This is a genomic window from Glutamicibacter sp. AOP5-A2-18 (assembly GCF_052446055.1).
GTDB lineage: Bacteria > Actinomycetota > Actinomycetes > Actinomycetales > Micrococcaceae > Glutamicibacter.
The window spans coordinates 2255914-2274464 of sequence record NZ_JBQSVW010000001.1; the positions used below are offsets into that span (position 1 = coordinate 2255914).

At 53.7% G+C, this 18551-nt stretch carries 27 protein-coding genes; 3 read left to right on the forward strand and 24 right to left on the reverse strand.

The features are described from left to right. From ACT3RW_RS10760 to ACT3RW_RS10845, 18 genes are all read right to left on the reverse strand, one after another. On the reverse strand, nt 1-753 hold the full coding sequence (locus ACT3RW_RS10760) for a hypothetical protein (RefSeq protein WP_444613731.1): 753 nt from the start codon (nt 751-753) through the stop codon (nt 1-3). A 159-nt stretch (nt 754-912) separates the two neighbouring features. Then, on the reverse strand, nt 913-1098 hold the full coding sequence (locus ACT3RW_RS10765; RefSeq protein WP_444613732.1) for a hypothetical protein: 186 nt from the start codon (nt 1096-1098) through the stop codon (nt 913-915). Nucleotides 1099-1100: 2 nt separating this feature from the next. After that, the gene (locus ACT3RW_RS10770; protein ID WP_444613733.1) at nt 1101-1463 is read right to left on the reverse strand and encodes a hypothetical protein; all 363 of its coding nucleotides are present in this window, start codon (nt 1461-1463) and stop codon (nt 1101-1103) included. Continuing rightward, nucleotides 1460-1798 (reverse strand): hypothetical protein, encoded by a 339-nt coding sequence (locus ACT3RW_RS10775; protein ID WP_444613734.1) that lies wholly within the window; start codon nt 1796-1798, stop codon nt 1460-1462. The genes ACT3RW_RS10770 and ACT3RW_RS10775 overlap by 4 nt, the downstream gene beginning before the upstream one ends. Continuing rightward, nucleotides 1785-2270: a DUF6378 domain-containing protein gene (locus ACT3RW_RS10780; protein ID WP_444613735.1), complete on the reverse strand. Its 486-nt coding sequence runs from the start codon at nt 2268-2270 to the stop codon at nt 1785-1787. The genes ACT3RW_RS10775 and ACT3RW_RS10780 overlap by 14 nt, the downstream gene beginning before the upstream one ends. Before the next feature lie 184 nt (nt 2271-2454). Further along, nucleotides 2455-2973: a hypothetical protein gene (locus ACT3RW_RS10785; protein WP_444613736.1), complete on the reverse strand. Its 519-nt coding sequence runs from the start codon at nt 2971-2973 to the stop codon at nt 2455-2457. An 81-nt stretch (nt 2974-3054) separates the two neighbouring features. Then, nucleotides 3055-4263 carry an AAA family ATPase gene (locus ACT3RW_RS10790; protein WP_444613737.1) on the reverse strand — a complete coding sequence of 403 codons (1209 nt, stop codon included), beginning with the start codon at nt 4261-4263 and terminating at the stop codon, nt 3055-3057. Between the two features lie 115 nt (nt 4264-4378). Then, entirely contained in the window at nt 4379-4879 is a 501-nt protein-coding gene (locus tag ACT3RW_RS10795; protein WP_444613738.1) for a single-stranded DNA-binding protein, read from the reverse strand. Further along, nucleotides 4872-5429, reverse strand: a complete 558-nt coding sequence (locus ACT3RW_RS10800) for a hypothetical protein (protein WP_444613739.1) — start codon at nt 5427-5429, stop codon at nt 4872-4874. The genes ACT3RW_RS10795 and ACT3RW_RS10800 overlap by 8 nt, the downstream gene beginning before the upstream one ends. Next, nucleotides 5429-6109, reverse strand: coding sequence for a lambda exonuclease family protein (locus tag ACT3RW_RS10805; RefSeq protein WP_444613740.1), 681 nt, complete (start codon nt 6107-6109; stop codon nt 5429-5431). The genes ACT3RW_RS10800 and ACT3RW_RS10805 overlap by 1 nt, the downstream gene beginning before the upstream one ends. A gap of 221 nt (nt 6110-6330) precedes the next feature. Continuing rightward, a complete protein-coding gene (locus ACT3RW_RS10810; protein ID WP_444613741.1) occupies nt 6331-6690 on the reverse strand; it encodes a hypothetical protein in 360 nt (119 codons plus the stop codon). Further along, nucleotides 6687-7130, reverse strand: a complete 444-nt coding sequence (locus ACT3RW_RS10815; protein WP_444613742.1) for a hypothetical protein — start codon at nt 7128-7130, stop codon at nt 6687-6689. Before ACT3RW_RS10815 ends, ACT3RW_RS10810 begins: the two co-directional genes overlap by 4 nt. Beyond that, on the reverse strand, nt 7127-7366 hold the full coding sequence (locus tag ACT3RW_RS10820) for a hypothetical protein (RefSeq protein WP_444613743.1): 240 nt from the start codon (nt 7364-7366) through the stop codon (nt 7127-7129). The genes ACT3RW_RS10815 and ACT3RW_RS10820 overlap by 4 nt, the downstream gene beginning before the upstream one ends. Then, nucleotides 7363-7599 carry a hypothetical protein gene (locus ACT3RW_RS10825; protein ID WP_444613744.1) on the reverse strand — a complete coding sequence of 79 codons (237 nt, stop codon included), beginning with the start codon at nt 7597-7599 and terminating at the stop codon, nt 7363-7365. Before ACT3RW_RS10825 ends, ACT3RW_RS10820 begins: the two co-directional genes overlap by 4 nt. Nucleotides 7600-7670: 71 nt before the next feature. Next, a complete protein-coding gene (locus ACT3RW_RS10830) occupies nt 7671-7949 on the reverse strand; it encodes a hypothetical protein (RefSeq protein ID WP_444613745.1) in 279 nt (92 codons plus the stop codon). A 159-nt stretch (nt 7950-8108) separates the two neighbouring features. Next, the gene (locus ACT3RW_RS10835; protein WP_444613746.1) at nt 8109-8420 is read right to left on the reverse strand and encodes a hypothetical protein; all 312 of its coding nucleotides are present in this window, start codon (nt 8418-8420) and stop codon (nt 8109-8111) included. Continuing rightward, complete coding sequence (locus ACT3RW_RS10840; RefSeq protein WP_444613747.1) at nt 8417-8602, reverse strand: helix-turn-helix domain-containing protein; 186 nt, start codon at nt 8600-8602, stop codon at nt 8417-8419. Before ACT3RW_RS10840 ends, ACT3RW_RS10835 begins: the two co-directional genes overlap by 4 nt. Next, a complete protein-coding gene (locus ACT3RW_RS10845; RefSeq protein WP_444613748.1) occupies nt 8599-8829 on the reverse strand; it encodes a helix-turn-helix domain-containing protein in 231 nt (76 codons plus the stop codon). Before ACT3RW_RS10845 ends, ACT3RW_RS10840 begins: the two co-directional genes overlap by 4 nt. Before the next feature lie 109 nt (nt 8830-8938). Between ACT3RW_RS10845 and ACT3RW_RS10850 the strand changes: the two genes are divergently transcribed. Further along, entirely contained in the window at nt 8939-9199 is a 261-nt protein-coding gene (locus ACT3RW_RS10850) for a helix-turn-helix domain-containing protein (protein ID WP_444613749.1), read from the forward strand. A gap of 223 nt (nt 9200-9422) precedes the next feature. Here ACT3RW_RS10850 and ACT3RW_RS10855 read toward each other — a convergent pair whose 3' ends face one another. From ACT3RW_RS10855 to ACT3RW_RS10870, 4 genes are all read right to left on the reverse strand, one after another. After that, nucleotides 9423-10637, reverse strand: a complete 1215-nt coding sequence (locus tag ACT3RW_RS10855; RefSeq protein WP_444613750.1) for a tyrosine-type recombinase/integrase — start codon at nt 10635-10637, stop codon at nt 9423-9425. A 113-nt stretch (nt 10638-10750) separates the two neighbouring features. Further along, entirely contained in the window at nt 10751-11857 is a 1107-nt protein-coding gene (locus tag ACT3RW_RS10860) for a MinD/ParA family ATP-binding protein (RefSeq protein WP_444613751.1), read from the reverse strand. Next, a complete protein-coding gene (locus ACT3RW_RS10865; protein ID WP_444613752.1) occupies nt 11854-12516 on the reverse strand; it encodes a hypothetical protein in 663 nt (220 codons plus the stop codon). The genes ACT3RW_RS10860 and ACT3RW_RS10865 overlap by 4 nt, the downstream gene beginning before the upstream one ends. A gap of 91 nt (nt 12517-12607) precedes the next feature. Further along, nucleotides 12608-13168: a hypothetical protein gene (locus ACT3RW_RS10870; protein ID WP_444613753.1), complete on the reverse strand. Its 561-nt coding sequence runs from the start codon at nt 13166-13168 to the stop codon at nt 12608-12610. Between the two features lie 122 nt (nt 13169-13290). Between ACT3RW_RS10870 and ACT3RW_RS10875 the strand changes: the two genes are divergently transcribed. Then, the gene (locus ACT3RW_RS10875) at nt 13291-14010 is read left to right on the forward strand and encodes a LysM peptidoglycan-binding domain-containing protein (protein ID WP_444613754.1); all 720 of its coding nucleotides are present in this window, start codon (nt 13291-13293) and stop codon (nt 14008-14010) included. A gap of 45 nt (nt 14011-14055) precedes the next feature. After that, nucleotides 14056-14589, forward strand: coding sequence for an Rv3235 family protein (locus ACT3RW_RS10880; RefSeq protein ID WP_444613755.1), 534 nt, complete (start codon nt 14056-14058; stop codon nt 14587-14589). Here ACT3RW_RS10880 and secA read toward each other — a convergent pair. Beyond that, a complete protein-coding gene (gene secA / locus ACT3RW_RS10885; protein WP_131088579.1) occupies nt 14586-17234 on the reverse strand; it encodes a preprotein translocase subunit SecA in 2649 nt (882 codons plus the stop codon). The genes ACT3RW_RS10880 and secA overlap by 4 nt on opposite strands. A 133-nt stretch (nt 17235-17367) precedes the next feature. Continuing rightward, nucleotides 17368-18540, reverse strand: a complete 1173-nt coding sequence (locus ACT3RW_RS10890) for a winged helix-turn-helix domain-containing protein (RefSeq protein WP_444613756.1) — start codon at nt 18538-18540, stop codon at nt 17368-17370. Between the last annotated feature and the right edge of the window lie 11 nt (nt 18541-18551).

Here is an 18551-nt window from a genome sequence, read left to right on the forward strand (position 1 = left end):
CTAAAGGTCAAATCTTTTGAGTGGCTGGTTAGGTGACTGAGATTTTGATTTGTTCAGCCATGTAGTGAATGCAGCGTTCCAAACTCTCGCTCTTCGGTCATGGGTTTCTGCGTGACCGCGAAAGTTCCTCACTTGCTCTTCTAGGTCCAGGCCCTTGCTTTTTGCTAGCTCCCAATGGGCTTTGGTTGGAACCCAATTCTCTGGAAGGGGTAGTTCTGGTTTTCTAGGTTTTGCGTCGCCTTCTTTGATAAGACTTTCGTCCGGCAAAGTTTCCCCCACACCCCCATCAATAACGTTAGTTATTGATGTAGTAGTAGCTGTAGCAGTAGGCAGGGGGTAACCGCTACCCTGCGTTAGGGGTAAACCTTGGGGTAAAGCTTCCCCTAAACCTTGGGGTAAAGACTCCAAAATGTTAGGGGTAAAGCCAAGGGTAAATTCCTGTATTGGGCGTGCTGGATTCTTGAGTAGCGCTAGAGCCTTTTCGTTCTCAAACGCTTTCAAATCCGGCTGCTCAACATAGAGCCGGTTGAGTTCATAAATGAACACTTCGCGGATCTTGTTTGAAGCGATTGCCCCATACGCGTTGATCATTGAAATGGTGATCTTCGGATTCTTTAGCAATCCGTCATGTCGGATGAACGACCGAATCATAACTTCCTCGGTATCCTCATCAATGAAAATGAATCGCTCCGATTGAAGCTCGACCCCCAGGCGTTCAATGTCTTGCTTTGACGTTCCGTTTGCGAACTGCATTAGTCGTCCCGGTCGCCAGTCGGTAACACCTGCGTATGAAAGCTCAGTGTGGGTCAACAGTAAGACGTATAGCCAGTGTTGATCGCGGGACAGTGAGCGCCAGTGTGTATCGGTCCAAATGCTCGTGTTGATATTGGCCCTATCGCGTGCCACGGTTGTTTACTCCTTACTCGTTTTCAGGTCGCGTACGTCTACCAGTACGGATATGCCGTTTAGGTCTGCGTTGCTGTCGTAGCTGGCAATTTCTTCGGCTCCGTCTATGTGGTCGATTGCTTTCATGAAGTAGCGAAGTTCGCCAAGTGTGGTGAATGGTGTGATCGCCATTGAGACTTTGATGCGTGCCATCGTCATTTGCTCCTAATTAGTTGTTGAATGAATCCGGTGATGTTTTGTTCTTGGCTGTCCAGGTGGTCTTGTAGGACTTCCTTGTATCCGTCGTCTTCGGGCATGTAGTCGTCTTGCGTTTCGTCGTCCCAGAGCGACCGGGTGTGGGTTTGCGCCCGCCAGTTGATGAGTCCCAGGATGTTCATGCAGGACGTGTCTGATGGGCGCTGGTTCGCGAGCCGCCAAACACGTGCTTGAAGCTGTAGGAACTCTGGCTTGCAATCATCGTTACCGTGCTCCCTGTAGTAGTCGCGGAACAAGTTCTCGATGTAGGTCGCCCTGTCGCGGAATGACAGGTCACGCGGCGTTACGGGTTGAATACTCATGACAGGTTCTCCTTGTACTCGTTAGCGCGGAAGTTCAGATCGCAGCCTGCGGTTATGAGTCCGATTCGTGCGCCTCGCTGGGTCGGATCTTCAGGGTCTAGGATCTTCGCTTTAGACTCGATCAACTTGGCCATTTCAGTCAGTGCTTCTGCTTTCGCTTCGGCGCGGACGGTTTCAAGCCAGCGGTCGAACTCGTGTTCTCTGCGTTCCGCTCGTTCTTGCGGTGGTGACTTCAGCCCCGCTGTGTGAAATACGTACGCTCTGCGCGCTGAATCCGTACTCGGCGTGTATTCTCCGCCGTGGTAGGTGGCTTGTAGCTTGTTATTTGCGCCCATTGCTCTGCTCCTTTGCGATTTCTCCACCGAGTCCGATGTACCCGGCAGCGTCTACCCATGAATCCTTATGTGCGGGGCTTGTAATGAGGCGTGCAACCTTCAACTGGGTTAGGCACAGGGCAACATCGGTCGCGGTAACTTCAACGCCTAGAATCGGCGCCCACAGGTTTGCGATGCGTTGGAAGTTTTCAGATGCGTCACCGTAGTCTTTTGCCCGGTCGCCGTTGATCAACTGTTCAGCCGTGGTTAGCACTGTTTCGCGGGTGAACTCGGTTGGCTGATCGGCTGGTGTCTGATGCGCGGTCCAGCCATCGACCTGTGCCTCATGGAAACTTGAGCCGTCTGATGACTCATACATAATGAATGAGCTATATCGGCTAAGGCTGACGCTTGCAATCGTCTCTATCCGCTTGCCAACACTCGGCCATGACACAAGTACGGTGTCGCCCACCTTGTATTTTGGTTCGCTCATTTTCTTCTCGCTTTCGATGTATGCCCGACGGCCATGTTCGCGGTCGGGTCCTTGTGAGGTAAACGGTTGGGTGTTTCTTGCGCCCTCATATTGGCGATCTTGTGACAGATACAAACCTTGTCTCTGCACATGAAAAACGGGGATGACCCTTTGCAACAGGCTTTACATTCAGGCCGTTCGACGTTCATCCTCTTGCCTTAGCTTTCTCACGGGCGCGTCGAATTCGTCCTTCAAGGCGACTCTGAGCACTCTTTGCAAGTCGGCACGGTTCGCACACTTCTTCGTCGCGATTCTTGTGCTGTCGCCAACCAACCAACGTTCCATGCTCACGTTCAACAACCTTTGGGCGAATCGGTTTACCCTCAGCACGTCGGCGTTTGGCTCCTATTTCGCGGGCATATGCATTCTTGGCTTCACGGCATGGGGCGCAAAGAGGTTCACCCTTACGCCTATGTCGGAGCGCGGCGGCATTGGTTCCGCACGGTTCCAGGACTAGGTTGTACGGTTTGCGTTCCACCTTGCGTCGCTTAGCTTTGACTCGCTTCGTGGCGGCCGGGGCAATGCTCGGCTTGGGTGCGATGACTTTTCCCTTGACGATCTTTGCGCCGACTTGCTTCATCCAGTCTTTGCAGATCTGGCACGATTCACCATCGCGGAGACGTTCTTCCGGTCCGCGAGGTGTCGCGCAGTGGTTGTATGCCATGACGTGTCCTTTGATAGTTGGTTTGGGCTGGCACCATGACGATGCCAGCCCCGAAAAGTGGGTGATTAGTTGTGCGTGAAACTAGGCGAGTTCGCCATCAACAATCTCGAAGCCCTGACCGCCTTCGACAATTTCAAGCCACACCTGGAATCCCTTATCCGTGGCCATCTGCTCGATCAACTTGAGGTTGTCGCTGTCGAGCATGGAACCGTCAGCGATGCGGACGATCTTGAGCTTCGGGCTGAGGGCCATAGCCATACCAAGCGATACGCGGATCTGTTCGGCAGTCGATGCCTGCTTGAACGGCACACCCCTGTAAGTGACCCCGTCAGCGTCGAAGCCGAGCCCGTCAACTGGGAATGTTGCCGCCGCGAGTCCGTCCGCCTTACGCTTGTCGATTTCATTGATCTGCTCAGTAAGAGATTCGTACTCGGTGCGCAGTTCCTTCTTTCGCGCTTCCTGCTCCTTGGCCGCGTTGTTTGAGCGGATCATGGCGTTGGTTTCTTCAACACCGGCAAGCTGTTCTTCGAGGGTGGAAACGTCTGCCGGTTGTTCCATGGCTGCAAGATCTGCCTGATGCTGGGTGATAGCTACCGTCCACCCTTCAAGCTCCTTGGATAGCTGCGCGATCTTGGCGGTCAGTTCTTCAGTCTTGTTCTTTGCGAATGCCACGCCGTGTTCTGCGTCGCCAATCTTTGCCGCTTGATCTTGGGCCATGCGAATGGCGCTGATGATCTGCGAGGCGCTGGTTTCTTCGGCTGGCAGGTTGGAATCAACCGCTACTTCACCGATTGCTTTGCCCTGTCGCCCTAGTTCGGCGCGCTGGTCAAAGATTGCCTTACGTTCAGCATCTAGTTCGGAAACGTTGAAGGGTAGATCCACGAGATCAAGTAGCTGGGCGAGCTGCTTCTTTTCGTCCAGTTGGGTGAACGCAAGTGGATCTAGGCTTAGCTTGCCCACGAGTTCGTCTAGTTTCGCCTGGCCTTTCGGGTAGACCGCGCCATCGGGTGACTTTACGGTGAGAGTTGAGCCTGATGGGGTGAATTTGCGAGTCACCACAAGATCCTCTGTTTCGAGGACAATCTCAGCCTTAGTTTCACCGTCGCGGATTGGCTTAGGCGTGGTCTTCGTGGAGGTTCCGCCAAGCACTGCGGTGATCGAGTCAAGTACGGACGACTTGCCCTGACCGTTCTTCCCGCTAATGATGACTAGGTTGCCGTCCTTGTCTGGTGAGATTTCGACGGCTTTGATGCGCTTGAAGTTTGTGGATGTTAGCTTGACAATAGACATTGTGGGATTCCTTCCGAGAATCACTGCGGGGCTGAGTCAACATGACTCAGCCCCTTGGTTTTGGGTATGAAAAAAGCACCCCGTGTGGAGTGCTTAGGTTGTTACTGCGTGGAGGTTAGAACGGAACCTGTGACTGGTTAGTGCCCCACGGGTCGGCTGCTGGTTGGCCAGCCCACTGACCGCCACCGTTAGGCTGTGGGGTCACGTTCTGAGCGCCAAGGTTGTTCGCGAAGTTGCCCTGAGCCTGCGACTGATTCGGCTGCTGGAACTGAGTGCCACCGCTATTGTCACGCTTCGGGATAATATCTACCGCCCAAGCACGAACATCCAACGAAACACCCTGCCCTGAACCGTCACGCTTGTCGTACTCGCGCTGGTAGAACTCGCCAGCAACCTTTACCCGAGTACCCTTGGTTAGCTTCTGTGAGTAGAACTCGGCAAGCTCACCCCAGATCGCCACGTTAAACCAGTTCTCGGCTACCTTGTCCCAACCGCCCTGGTCGTTCTTCTTCGACTTGGAATCACCAATGCGGAAGTTCAGCACGGAACGCCCGGATTGGGTGGTGCGCAGTTCAGCATCGGCTCCAAGGTTGCCAGTTGCTACGATCTCAGCCATTTACTTGTTCTCCTTCGATTCGCGCTTGATGCGCTTGGATCTTGCTTAGTACTTCAGGTGTTACCCCGGACGCCTGTGCATCCATATACAGGGCACGCAACTTGTCGATCGTCGTCACTGTTTCCGCAACTTCCAACCAATCAACAGGCGCTTCCTCCACAAGCGGCTTGACCGTGTAGGGGCCCTTTACGGCCTGCCGAATAGTGATGCGCACCGTCGTCGGCTTATCAATATGGCTCATATGCGAGATCTTGATACCACCAACCTTGTTCGGTCCAAACGTCACGTTCGGGTCACCGAACAAGGTCAGCTTGCGCCCGATGTACAGATCAGACTTTCCTCCCCACACCATTTGCAGGACGCGGCGCATGCTCTTGTTTGGCTTGTATGGCCGTCCAGGGTATTCGGCAAGTTCCAACCAGACCGGCTGCTGATTAGTCTCGGGGTCAAGTATTTTCTTGCCCACGATGGTTACTGTCCGACTTCCTGCAATCAGGTCGTCGTAGTTGAGCTGGTCCGATTTCGGCGCCAGCGTGTCTCCGATGTCCATTAGTAGATTTCCTCCTCTGCGAAGTGGTCGATGTATTCGGTGGCGGGTCTGTTCGCCACTGCTTCGAGGTATCGGCTGATTGTTTCGGTCGCCGTGTTTTCGAAAGCGCTAACTGCTTCGATAATCACTGCGAACCATTCAGGGTCTGGATACACGCGTTTGACGTAGAGCGCCATGCCGCCTGAGTAGCTGATGTAGTCGCACCATTTACGCCCGGTCACCAGCATGCCCATCTGCATCTGCGCCATGTTCCCGGTAGGTGCTTCATCGCGTAGGACTGTTTGTAACTGGATGCGCTGTGATCGACTCTTGATCTCGATCAGCCCATCGTCACCAACCATCCCATCCGGTGAGTAACCCATCTTGAAGCCGTGATCATCGTTGACGATGAACCCGACCTCAGTGACCGGCGCGTAATGTTCCGCGTAGATTGCACGGGCATAAGGTTCGTCAAGCGTCCCTCTCTGCATGGCGCGTGATTCCTGGATAGGTTCAACGCGCCCGGTGATGCGTTCGGCAATGAGCGTGTGCATGAGCCCTGTAGCGGTCTCAGATTTGCTCAACTGCTTCTTAGCTGGGGTTATGAGTTGCCCGACGGTTGAGGCTGTTACGAGTCCAGCACGTGCCTCCAGCCACTCGGGCGTACCTTGCAAAAGCTGGTCATAAATCAGTGTCGCCACAGTCGGCCTCCTGAGCTGATTCGGGTATAAGAAAAGCCGAATCGTCTGATTCGGCTAAAGGTTCACAGCAACCACAATCGGAATCGCAATGCTGTTCGTACGGGTGCGGGTAACGGCTCATGACTCCACCACGATCCGCTCAATAGGTTTGTCATGCTCGCACCGTCGGCCAATCTCTGCGCAACGGCACTTGAGCGGTGGGACGTTCGTGTACAGCTCACTCATGATTCCTCCGGGCGGTACAGCACACGGGCTGGGAGGTAGTGTGGATTATTGGTGTAATCCCACACGCGTTTGCCGGGTGTTCGCGTCGACTCCCAACCGTCATCGGTATGCAGGAATGGCGCTACTACTCCGCTCATCATGATCAGACTCCCAACCTGCAACTTGTCGAGTTCTTCCACGCTGCTCACTACCGGCTGGGCGACGGCGAGGTAGGCGGTGATTGCTCGGCGTGCGATGCGTTTCGGCTTGCTCAGCGAATCGTCCGTGCGCATCTCTTCCAGCGCGAGGGATACAGCATGTCCCGCCCAAAACAACGCTTGTTCGTTTAGCGCCTCCGGGTTTAGCGGGGTACTCATTCCGTGGCATCCTTAGCCATTTCACGTGCTTTACGGGCAACAGCGAGCCACTTGGTTTTGCTTGGGTCTGAGAGTTCTGCAAAAGATGGAACATAGGCATACATTCCGTCAGTTCGGATGCACTGTGAAGCACGAAGCAGTTCCAGCGCTTCGGCTTCCAACTCCGCCTGTTCCTTGGCTTCGGCGGCCACCTTTTCTTCAATTAGGATGTAGGCACGCAAGTTGTCTGCCGCTTCCTGCATGTATGGCGAATCGGTTTCAGTCACCCCCGCCGCTTCGAGGATTGCGAGGGCAAGCGCAGGAGCATCAGACGGGGAGATGGAGGTCGTATGTTCGTCGCCATTCGGATAGAGGATTGAGATCTCAACCATCCCGTCGCATTTGCTCACAGAGAGCTGAATGTTGTAACCCTCCGCATTCTTGAAAGTCTTGCTAGTCATCGGGTTTCTCCTAGTCCGAGGCGTTCCCTAACCTCTGCCTGTATTTCGTCGTACCGTCCGTCTGTCACGAGGCTGTCACTGAGTAGCGCGTTGACTAGTGTCGCGGTGCGCTGCTCGTAAGCGAGGGTGAGAGTGGCGCTGATTTCGTAGGCAAGGTGGGATTTGCCCAATTCATGTAAAGTCTCCCGATAATTGTCGGGCCCCTCTGCAAACGGGTTGCCGGGTAGGTTGCTCATTTGTTTTCTCCTTGGTTGGTGCGTGCCATACGGTCGGTTAGCGCTTCGTCGGCCAGCTTGCGAGTGTCGCAGGGGTATAGGACGGATAGCGCTCCGTCGTATCCGCCATCCTCGAAGCAATGAGCGCAGTAAACGGCGGTTGCACGGGTGGGCCGATACGGCTTGTGCAGTTCTTGGATCGCTACCAACGCGGTGCGCATGGCCGGGATGGCTTTCAGATTCATGTCAGGCATTGGTGAACACCTCGATCAAAGCGAAAATAACCAGAACCCAAATAATGCAAATGAGGTAAAACGCTGTACCTTCACTCGTTCGACTCACCATCCAGTGCGCTTTGCACGTCGATCACGGCGCGCTTCCAACCACACTTCACCGGGTCATCCTCGGTGTGCTGGTCGCAAGTGCGCGGATGACCACTCAGCGCCTCCCTCACTCTTGCCACAGCCTGCTCAGCCTGTTCGAGTCGGGTGAGTACCTCGCGAATAACCTCAGGCGGAACCGTCATCAACGGCGAACCGTCCAACACCTCCATGCGATGCCGAAGACGCTCAACACCATTCTTCAAATACGGTTGCTCACTCATGCTGTTACTCCTACTAGTAGTGCCCCGACCAACCAGATCGAGGCGATGATGACGGTTGCGGATACAGCACCGATAACACCGACCCAAAACAAAGTTTCATTATCAGGGGTCATGACTGCACCTCAGCAAGCCAATCGGCGATACGTAAGATTAGGGATTTCATGCTGCGATCAGCTCCATGTTTTTGAATGCCTGTACTGGAGTTGGGTCGCTGATGCCTACGCGTCTTGAGAAGTCCATATCCGGGCCCCAGATCGCCTGATGCCAGCCGAGGGGAAGGTTTGTTTTGCTTGTACCTTCGTCCTCGTAAACCGCGTGGGCCATAAACGCAGCATCACGCTTGGACATTCGTAGTTCTGCACGGAAGTACGTTCGCAAGTCCCGCAGGGATACGACGTTTTCTACTTCAACGTTTTTTGCCTTAGCCGAGAGTGTTCCCGATGGCGACTTTGTTTCGATTGAGGTGCTCATGAGTTTGGCGATTCGCTTGGCAGGTTTTCAATCCACTCTTCGAGTGCCTTATGGCTTAGGACTGGTTTGCTGTTTGCGTACCCGGCGATGAGGTCGCCGTTCTTGATTGCGTACCGTATGGTTCGGACGCTGTAGCCGACTTGTTCGGCTGCTTCTTCTAGGCTGTAAGCGATCTTGCTCATGCTGCAACCTGCTTGCTCTTGAATTCGCTTGGTAGGAGATCATTAGGATCTACGCCTAGTGCCATTGCGATTCGGGCGATTTCGTAAACCGTGAAGTCGGTTCCTCCTACAAGCTTTCGGTTGAGGCTTGTTCGGGGAATCCCGGTTTGCTTGGCCACGCTGTACACGGTTGCGTTTTTCGAATTCTCGATTGCCTCGGCAACCTTGTTCGCTGTTTCGTTGTTCATGGTTATGACGATACACGACCATTTGGTCGTATGCAAGCCCGTTTGGTCGTACCTGAAAGATTTCTCAATATGGACGTGCGCACGTCCAAAATGGTGCTAGTATGTCCATATGGATATAAACAACCCGCTATCCCAGTCCATAGCCAAGCAGCTATATCAGAGAATCAAGGGCGAAGGGATGCAGATGCAAAGCATTTCCGACAAGACAGATATTGGTATCGGATCACTGAGCCGATACGTCAACGGAAAGCGGGACATTCCTGCCCCGCTTTTCGCGATCATCTGCAAAGAGATTGGATTAGATCCTGGTGAGGTGCTTCGAAATGCTATCGAAGAGTTCACCGGGAGCAACTCCGCTAGCGATAGATAGGCCAGCGATTTCAGTCGCGGTCAATTTGGAGAGCGTCACCTCTAATGAGGTGGCGCTCTTCTTTTTCTCGTCGGTGCTAGTCTGCACTACTTCCCCTAATTGTTCGTAGATATGTTCGAATGAGAGGTTGCAATAAGCATACGACGAAGCACCGACAGATAGCCATACTTAACAAAAAAATGCCCCTCGCTAAGTCGATAAGACCTAGTGAGGGGCGATAGAACTACTCTGACATAAAACCGCTCAACGCTTCAAGTGCTTGCGTAGCTTGAGTCTGGTTGACGCGGGTCTGGTACTTGCGGGTCATCTTGATATTCGAGTGTCCAACGATCTGCTGGATAGTCGTCTCTGGAATGCCAGCATCGTAGAGCAAGTCAATAACAGTGTGCCTAATGCCGTGCAGAGTCACCTTGGAACTAATGCCCGCGCCCTTGACGATCTTCGGCCATAGCATCGTAATCGCGTCAGGTGACAGCACTTCACCAAACCTGTTCTTGAATAGCAGGCCATCCCCTGCCGACTGCATGTGGAGTGCGAGGATTGACCGCAACGGTTCCACTGATGGGATGATGCGCCAGCCAGCCGACGACTTAGGCCGGGTCAAATACAGGCCGTCACCAATCGGGCGAACCTCATACTCGTTATTGGCAGCATTCAGGTCTCGTGTCGCGATCCTCTGCAACTGCCATGACAGGTCGATACTGTCGGCTGTTACGCGTGACGCTTCGAGTCCTAGAACTTCGCCACGTCGCGCACCCGTGAGCAGGTAGGTCGATATGAGTGCGCAGTAGGGTTGTGTTGCGATGTACTGGAATAGGCGCACGACTTCCTCGTGAGTGAACGCGGTTTGTTGTACCGGCGCGACACCTTTGAACTTGCCTTTGGGTGGACCGACTATCTCAGCAACGTTGCGTGTGACCTTCTGCTCAACGAGCGCAGCATCTAGTCCCAGCTTGAGAGCGGTGTAGGCGAGCATCATTGTGCCTTGGGATAGTGTTTCGTATTCCTCTGGCCATTCTGCACGAGGTAGCTTTCGGATGGTTTTGTCCTTGGGCATCTCTGACAGTTTGGTGTACATGTTTCGGACGTCTTGCGTGGACAGTTTGTCCAGGCGTATTCGTCCGACTGATGGGATGATGTGGCTTTCGAGGCTGTTGCGTCGTTGCCTGATGGTGTTGGGTGAGACGGTGCCGGTGAGGATTTCGTTGAACCAGTGCCATAACCAGTCTTCTACGGTGGTTGTGCTTGTGGATATGTCGCCGTTTTTGATGAGTTCTTTTTGGAGTGCGCGTAGTTCTCGGAGTGCTTGAGCTTTATCTTTGCGTCGGATTACTTTTCGCCGTCGCTTTTCTTCGTCTCGGCGTGGTAGTTCGACGGTTGCTGTCCAGAATCCTCGGGAGTCTTTGTAGAGTCCTCCCTCTCCATTTTTGCGTGCCATGTTGGAGCCTTTCTTGGTGTAGCCATTGGTGTAGCCATGCATATGCTATTTTGTGCAGGAGCGTGGCGGTTCAGCTAACCAAAACCCTTGAATTCATGCGGTTTTACCGATCATCATACGCGCTCTTGGACTCTGGGCATAAAGCCAACCACGTCGTGCATTGGACCAAAGCGATCCCAAGCTTCGATTAATCGGCGTTTTGGACTGCGTCCGCTACTGGAGACGCTGACCCTGTTGAAGACAATTTTTGGTTGCAGACCCCCATAGGATTCTTCAAGTTCGTCGATGGCACGCAAGGCTCGTGGAATGCCGACGCTATCTGAATTCACGACCATGAAAATCTCATCCGAACACTGAAGCATCTCAACGGTCACTGCGTTGCGTTGAGGTGCTTGGGTGTCAAAGCTCAGCTGTTCGTCCATGGCAATGTGTGGCGCCAAGTCTAGGACGACCACGTCATAGTGTTCCTTGAACGTCATTGACGCTCGCCGCAATGCCGAGGCCCGCACTTCAGGCCATCTGCTCGAACGAGGAATTCCAGTACCTACCCGAATCGTGGTGTCACCGACTTGGACCAGCGAGCAAGCGGCATTGAGCCGAGCGATGTCCGAGCTACCCGAGTCAATGATGCGGCAAATTTGGGCTACCGATGCCGATTCATCCATAAGGCCCAGCTGAATGGATATCGAGGCAGCGTAAGTATCGGCATCGAGTAGTACAACGTTTTTTCCTGCGGCTGCTAGCTCCACCGCGTAGTTCAACGCGATAGTGCTTCGCCCTGGAGAGCCAGGTGCACTCCAGAAGCTAACGATCTTTCCCGCGGTACGCGGTTCCTTTTCGGTCAGGTGTGGGGAGACCTTGTCCTTGTTGCTTTCAGGTTGCCTCAGCGAAAGAACCGTAGCTGCAATTCGCTGTTCAAGATCTGAAATCGCAATGTCTGCTGGCACTTGTAGAACATCTGGCGTGGGTTTGAGATCGGATGGGTTTTCTAGCATGCAGACTATCGCTGTGCGGTTGATCAGCAAGTCATCAACTTGTTCCATGGGCGGGACAAGATGCGAGTCGGCTACTAGCAAGACGTCCGCGGCTCCCGTGGCGCAGGCGGCGACAGCTTCAGCAATGTCAGAGCAAACACGGGTGACAATGAGTTCACCTTGGTAGCCCTCAATCTGCCTGACGATGGATTCTTGACCTCCCAACACCACTACTGAGATGCTCATTCTGTTGCCCCGGCCGGGTTGTAGATCACGATGATCCTTGAATCATTGGCCAAGGCTTGGAGCAGTGGTTCAAGTTGGTTTGGTTCCACGAGGAGTTCTAGGTTGGTTCCCTGCCTGTCTACTAGTCCCCCGCCACTTTCAACGCGTGCAGCGACTTCAACCATTGAGGACAGCTTCTCTGGAACGCCGTAGCTATTGCCGCCTGATTCTTTTTTGGCAATCCATACATCCACGAAGCTTCCCGGTGCGATTGACGAGGTTAGATCCGCTGGCAGATCCACATTGATCGGTCGTCGTGAGCCGAGCTCGCTCTGAGTAACCGAGGTGACCGGAATCAGTTCCCCGGCGCTGACAAAGGTGTTCACCCGAGAGTTCTTGTCTAACCCGGAAGCCGGGTGCAGATACTTCCCCGCGGTGTCGCCGAGCTGAACTTCTTGGGTTTTCAGGTTTTCTTCGGTCAATTGTTCGCCGAGGGTAATGTTTGAGCGCGCCACGTAGACCGTTGTTGTTTCGTGCATTGCGCCGATGAGATACATTGTCCCGGCTACCGAAGCAAGCACAAGGATGGCGCCAAGGGCCAGCCTCGGGTCTTTCCACCCTGGACGCCGGACACGCGCAGCTTTTGTTGTGCGCTCACCTTGGACTATTTGGTCACTCATCAAGGCTCAACCCTCCGCCAGTGGATGTGCTTATGAATCGTGAGCCTACGACAACTTGGGCTTCTAGAAAAGACCTTTTCTTGGCTGTGGATCAATTAAGCGTTGTTGCAACCACCCAGCCGATGGACTCCAGCGGGATCAAGAGATTGCCTGAGATTCGTCCTGGACGGGCAAATTCATCACGCGGGTGAACGTCGATAATCAGGTAATCCTTGGCAACTTGGGCCAAGGTTCCTTCAGCCAACGCATTGCCGTCGCGGCCGTGAATCTGGCACCTTGACCTATCCCGCAGCAGACCTCGAATGACGCTGGCGAACCTTATGGATTTGCTCTGATGCCGCCAGCTAAGGCCGGAGCCTTGGGTCTGGGGCAAAGCAATTGACTCGACTGCTTGGCGCCTGATGACCCACTGTGATCGGTCTGTTTCCAGGCAGAGATAGTCAGTAGACACGGGCCCGAGAGTTGCACGAATTTCAGTTGCTCCGGATAACCGGATTGTCAGTTCTTGGCCCTGGAAGCGCGCCAATGTCTGAGTGAGCTCAGCAGTTGATCTTTCAATGCGGACATTCTCAGAAATTTCGTCGCGCAGTTGAGCACGGTTTTGCTCATCCAGTTGAGCTTCAAGATCGTCAAAGAGTGAATCCCAGCGCATGTGGCAACTGTACGAGACAAAAACTTGTTTCAACACCCTCTTCACAAAATCACGGCAAAGTGTCATCATTGCTACCAAATAACATCAAATTGTATCAAACAGATGCTAAGGAAGTGATTTGGATGAGCTCGTCGAGGGTATTCGCCATCTTCTTGTTGTTTGCCGTCTCGGGGTCAGTCCTCGTTTTTGTTGGCATTCACTGGATCATCGACTTCCATGCGATCAGCGCTACCTCGGATCCGAGCTCATACATGGTGCTGTTACTCAGCCTGGCAACCTTGTCCCTAGCCACCTTGTACGCAATTCACTACGGGGCACGTCGGCTGCTTATTTGGGCCATGGCCCGCCGCCACATTCCTACCATCCGGTTTTTCCAACGAGTTGCTCCACGATTCACACGCAAGGTACTCGAATCTTTGCTCGGGACCTCAATCGTTCTTTCATCCGCGGTCGCGGCTAACGCCGCGCCGGTGACTCCCCTGGAAAACCACGCCTCCGTTGAAAGCGCAGAGAAGAACGTGGATCCACAACGATCAGAACCTAAACAACGAAGCGTTCCCAATGCTCAGTGGTTCCCCGAACAAGTCAGCGTTCCAATGAACAACTTGATCTCGCAGACCCCACAGCCAAAGCGGGAGCCGGCAAAGTCGGGAGCTGAGGTGGTGGTTGCCGAAGGCGAAACGTTGTGGAGCATTTCAGCCAAACGCCTCGGAGCCCAGGCCACTGCCGAAGAAATATCAACCTACTGGCCGCAAATCTACAAAGCCAATGAGCAAGTCATCGGTCCAGATCCTGATCACTTAGAAATCGGTACCGTCCTAGAGCTTCCACCCACGCGTTAGCACCACAAAGAAACAACCACCCATCAATGATCATTAGGAGTCATCATGAGCACCATCACCGTCACCCCACGGAGCCTAGGTAAGGAACGACTCTCCGACGACCCAGCATTCCCCGACACGTCTTTTGGTGTTGAAGCAAGCTCAGCACCAAGCGGTAGCGCCGAAACTCCGTGCAATAGTCCAGCCCATTTGAGTAGGGCCATGGACAACATTTTCCGTAGGAACGAGGGCTACCGAACGGAACGTCGGGCTGTCGTTGAGATCTCGTACTCCGTCGCCCGTGCGGTTTTTGAGATCGTTGCTGGCTATCGCAGCGTCAGCCAGTTGGCCTTTGTTGTTGAGCCTAATTGCATCGACAAGCTCCGTCGTAGGGCACTACTAGAGACTTCCCGCTACACGGTAGATCCAGTACCTGGCACTGCACATGGGCAAATCATTTCCTTGCACCTGGATCACTGTTTTTCAGGGGCGTGGGAATGCACAGCCATCATCGGCTTTAAAGACCGCGTCCGCGCCGTAGCTCTCAAGATTGAGCCATGGCACGGACGTTGGCAAGTCACAGATGTGGAACTTATTTAGTTACGCTTGGACTTCTTTTTCTTCTTACCGTTGGTAGCTGGAGCACGCTTGGTGCTAGCTTCGCCGTCTTCATCAGGACCAGTGAACTGCAGGTTCTTCGGCTTCGCTGATTCGTCGACAGGCGCTGCTTCTTCAACGGCGTCAGAACCCGATGGGATATCAAGGTTGAACAAGGCACCGATGCTTTCCTCGCGGATGCCTTCCATCATGGTCTGGAACATCGTGTAACCCTCACGCTGGTATTCAACCAACGGGTCACGCTGCGCCATGGCACGAAGTCCGATACCTTCCTTGAGGTAATCCATCTCGTACAGGTGTTCCTGCCACTTGCGACCAATGGTCGAAAGCACCACTCGGCGTTCCAGATCTCGCATGGTCGATGAACCAACAAGCTTTTCACGCTCTTCGTACTGGTACTGCGCGTCCGAAAGGATTTCGCGTTCCAAGAAGGATCCGGAGAGGTGGCCAATGCCACCGGCTTCTTCAACAACTTCGTCAACGGTGATACCGATTGGGTACAGCTGCTTGAGGTTAGTCCACAGGGACTTGAGCTCCCACTCATCTGGGTTGCCCACCTGCGTGGCTTCCAAGACCATGGCCTTGACGACGTCCTCTAGGAAGTGGCCGACCTTCTCTTCAAGGTCACCACCTTCGAGGATGGCTCGACGGTCAGCGTAGATAGCTTCACGCTGGCGGTTCATCACGTCATCGTACTTGAGCACGTTTTTACGCTGTTCGGCGTTAACGCCCTCAACCTGAGCCTGTGCTGACTCAATGGCGCGGGAAACCATCTTGGATTCCAGTGCCACATCTTCAGGCATTGAAGGGTTGTTCATGATGCGCTCTGCCATGCCGGAGTTGAATCGACGCATCAAATCATCGGTCATCGACAGGTAGAAGCGTGATTCACCCGGGTCGCCCTGGCGTCCGGCACGACCACGCAGCTGGTTATCGATGCGGCGGGACTCGTGGCGTTCGGTACCAAGCACGTAAAGGCCGCCGAGTTCGGCAACTTCCTTGGATTCGGTAGCGACGGTTTGTTTTGCTTTGGCAAAAACTTCGTCCCAAACCTTGTTGTACTCGTCCGGGTTGTTCTCTGCGTTCAAGCCACGACGTTCCATCTCAGCGACTGCCAAGAATTCTGGGTTACCACCGAGCATGATGTCGGTACCGCGACCGGCCATGTTGGTAGATACGGTCACGCCGCTCTTGCGACCAGCCATAGCTACAACGGCCGCTTCACGGGCGTGCTGCTTTGCATTCAGCACCTCGTGGCGGATGCCCTTTTTGGACAACAGACGCGAGAGGTATTCGCTCTTTTCCACGCTGGTGGTACCAACCAGAACTGGCTGACCGGTGGCGTGACGTTCAGCGATGTCCTCAACAACAGCGTTGAACTTAGCGACTTCATTCTTGTAAATGTAGTCGGACTGATCCATACGGATCGCTGGCTTATTGGTAGGGATTTCCACTACGCCCAGCTTGTAGGTGCCCATGAACTCGGCAGCCTCGGTCTGCGCGGTACCGGTCATGCCCGAAATCTTGTCGTACATGCGGAAGTAGTTCTGCAGCGTGATCGTGGCCAGAGTCTGATTCTCCGCCTTGATGCTGACGCTTTCCTTGGCTTCAATAGCCTGGTGCATGCCCTCGGAGTAGCGACGGCCCTGCAATGCACGACCAGTGTGCTCGTCAACGATCATTACTTCGCCGTTGACTACAACATAGTCTTTGTCCTTCTTGAACAATTCTTTGGCCTTGATGGCATTGTTCAAGAAGCCGATCAGCGGGGTGTTGTTGGCTTCGTAGAGGTTATCGATGCCGAGGTAGTCCTCAACCTTTTCAATTCCCGATTCCAGTACACCGATGGTGCGCTTCTTCTCGTCAACTTCGTAGTCGTCTTCGCGCTTGAGCGTTGAGACGATCTTCGAGAAGACGGTGTACCAGCGGTTAACGTCGCCCGAAGCCTGTCCGGAGATGATCAGTGGGGTACGAGCCTCATCGATCAAGATCGAGTCGACCTCATCAACGATGACAAAGTTGTGGCCACGCTGGACGAGCTCGTCCTTGCTCCATGCCATGTTGTCACGCAGGTAATCGAAGCCGAATTCGTTGTTCGTACCGTAGGTGATATCTGCTTCGTACTGCTTGCGACGCTCTTCTGGCTTCATGCTGGCCAGGATGCAACCGCAGGTCAGACCTAGGAAGCGGAAGACGCGTCCCATAAGGTCGGACTGGTACTGGGCGAGGAAGTCGTTGGTGGTGACCACGTGGACGCCCTTGCCGCTTAGGGCGTTGAGATACGCCGGCGCCGTAGCCACCAGAGTTTTACCTTCACCGGTACGCATTTCAGCGATATTACCCAGGTGCAGGGCGGCTCCACCCATCAGCTGAACGTCAAAGTGGCGCATTCCAAGAACACGATCAGACGCTTCTCGAACCACTGCGAATGCTTCGGGGAGCAAATCTTCCAGCGTCTCGCCGTTAGCCAAACGTTCGCGGAACTTGTCGGTTTCGCCCTTGAGCTCTTCGTCTGAAAGTTCGCGAATTTCGACTTCCAACGTATTGATTGTGTCGGCGTACTTACGAAGAACCTTTAAGGTCTTCTTGTCGCCGGTACGCAAAATACGTTCTAGCAATGATGCCACGTGGTAGCTCCCAATATCTCAAGCACAGTATTTTCTGGCGTCTTTAGTCTACGTGAGGAAATCAGCGCTTCTGGCTATTTCCCGTAGATGACCGCTGTTCTTCTAGCGAACAACAATAGGATGGACAGGCCGTTCACAGGCCAATTTGTATGTTCTCCAGCTTCAGCCATCGAGCCATACGTTCAAGTTCTGCGCGTAAAGGTAGTTCGGCGCTACTCTCCCAGCCTGGTTCATAGTGAACACTCTTGGCGTGAAGAACACCGCGGGCACGATCAGCTTTAAGATCTACACGACCTACGAACTCATCCCCCAGCAGCATTGGAAAGACATAATATCCATACCGTCTTTTCGCTTCAGGGACATAGATTTCAATCCGATACTCAAAGCCAAAAAATTGTTCTAGACGGCGTCTATTAAATACCATCGAATCAAAGGGCGAGAGTAGTCGCAAATCCTGTTCGATCTTACGGGGAACTTTGGTGCCCAGCGGCATGAAACAAACTTCGCTAAGCCCTGGTACTTGCACCTGCTCAATATGGCCATCGATCGCTAGTTGCGCCAACGTGGCTTTAACTTCCCGGATTGGCAGACGGAAATACTCCGCAACACAATGCGCTGTAGCTATACCTTGGGCTTCAAGGGATCGGTGGATGAGCCGTTCCAGGGCTTCTTGCCGAGGAGCTTCACTCACGTCAACGGTTGCCGCTAGTACGTTTTGGGCTAAGGCGTGACGCCGTTCAAACTGGGTGTTGCGGCCCAGAGTAAGAATCTTGGCCCGCGCAAAAAGTGACTCGGTAACGTACTTGGTGTCGTTCCAATTCCAGCCCCAGTGTTCTTTGGATGCGGTCGGCGCGACGTCCAAGGCTTGACTGATTTCTCTGGCACTCGATCCAGGATTCTTCGCCAAAAATTCAAGTACCTGTTCCGAGAGATCATGCTGCTCAGAAGAAAAATTATCTGACTTGTCGATCCAGGTACGGCGTTGCCACACCTGCAAATCTGGAACGAGTTCGGCGCTCACCACGGATGCTTCATGGGCCCAATACTCGGTCAGCGGGCTACGCGGTGTTGCCAAAACCTTGTCTAAGGTTTCAATGTTGTACTCCCCTAGCCGGGCAAAAAGCGGCATGTAGTGCGCCCGACGAACAACATTGACCGAATCGACCTGTAGCTGTGAGATGGATTGGACGGTCTTGATAATTTTTCGTGCTGAAATCTCTTGATTGGTCCTGCCACGAGACAGGCCTTGGGCGGCCAACGCGATCCTGCGAGCCTGTTTGAGGCTCAGGACGCGATGGCCGCCCAACGTAGTTTGTG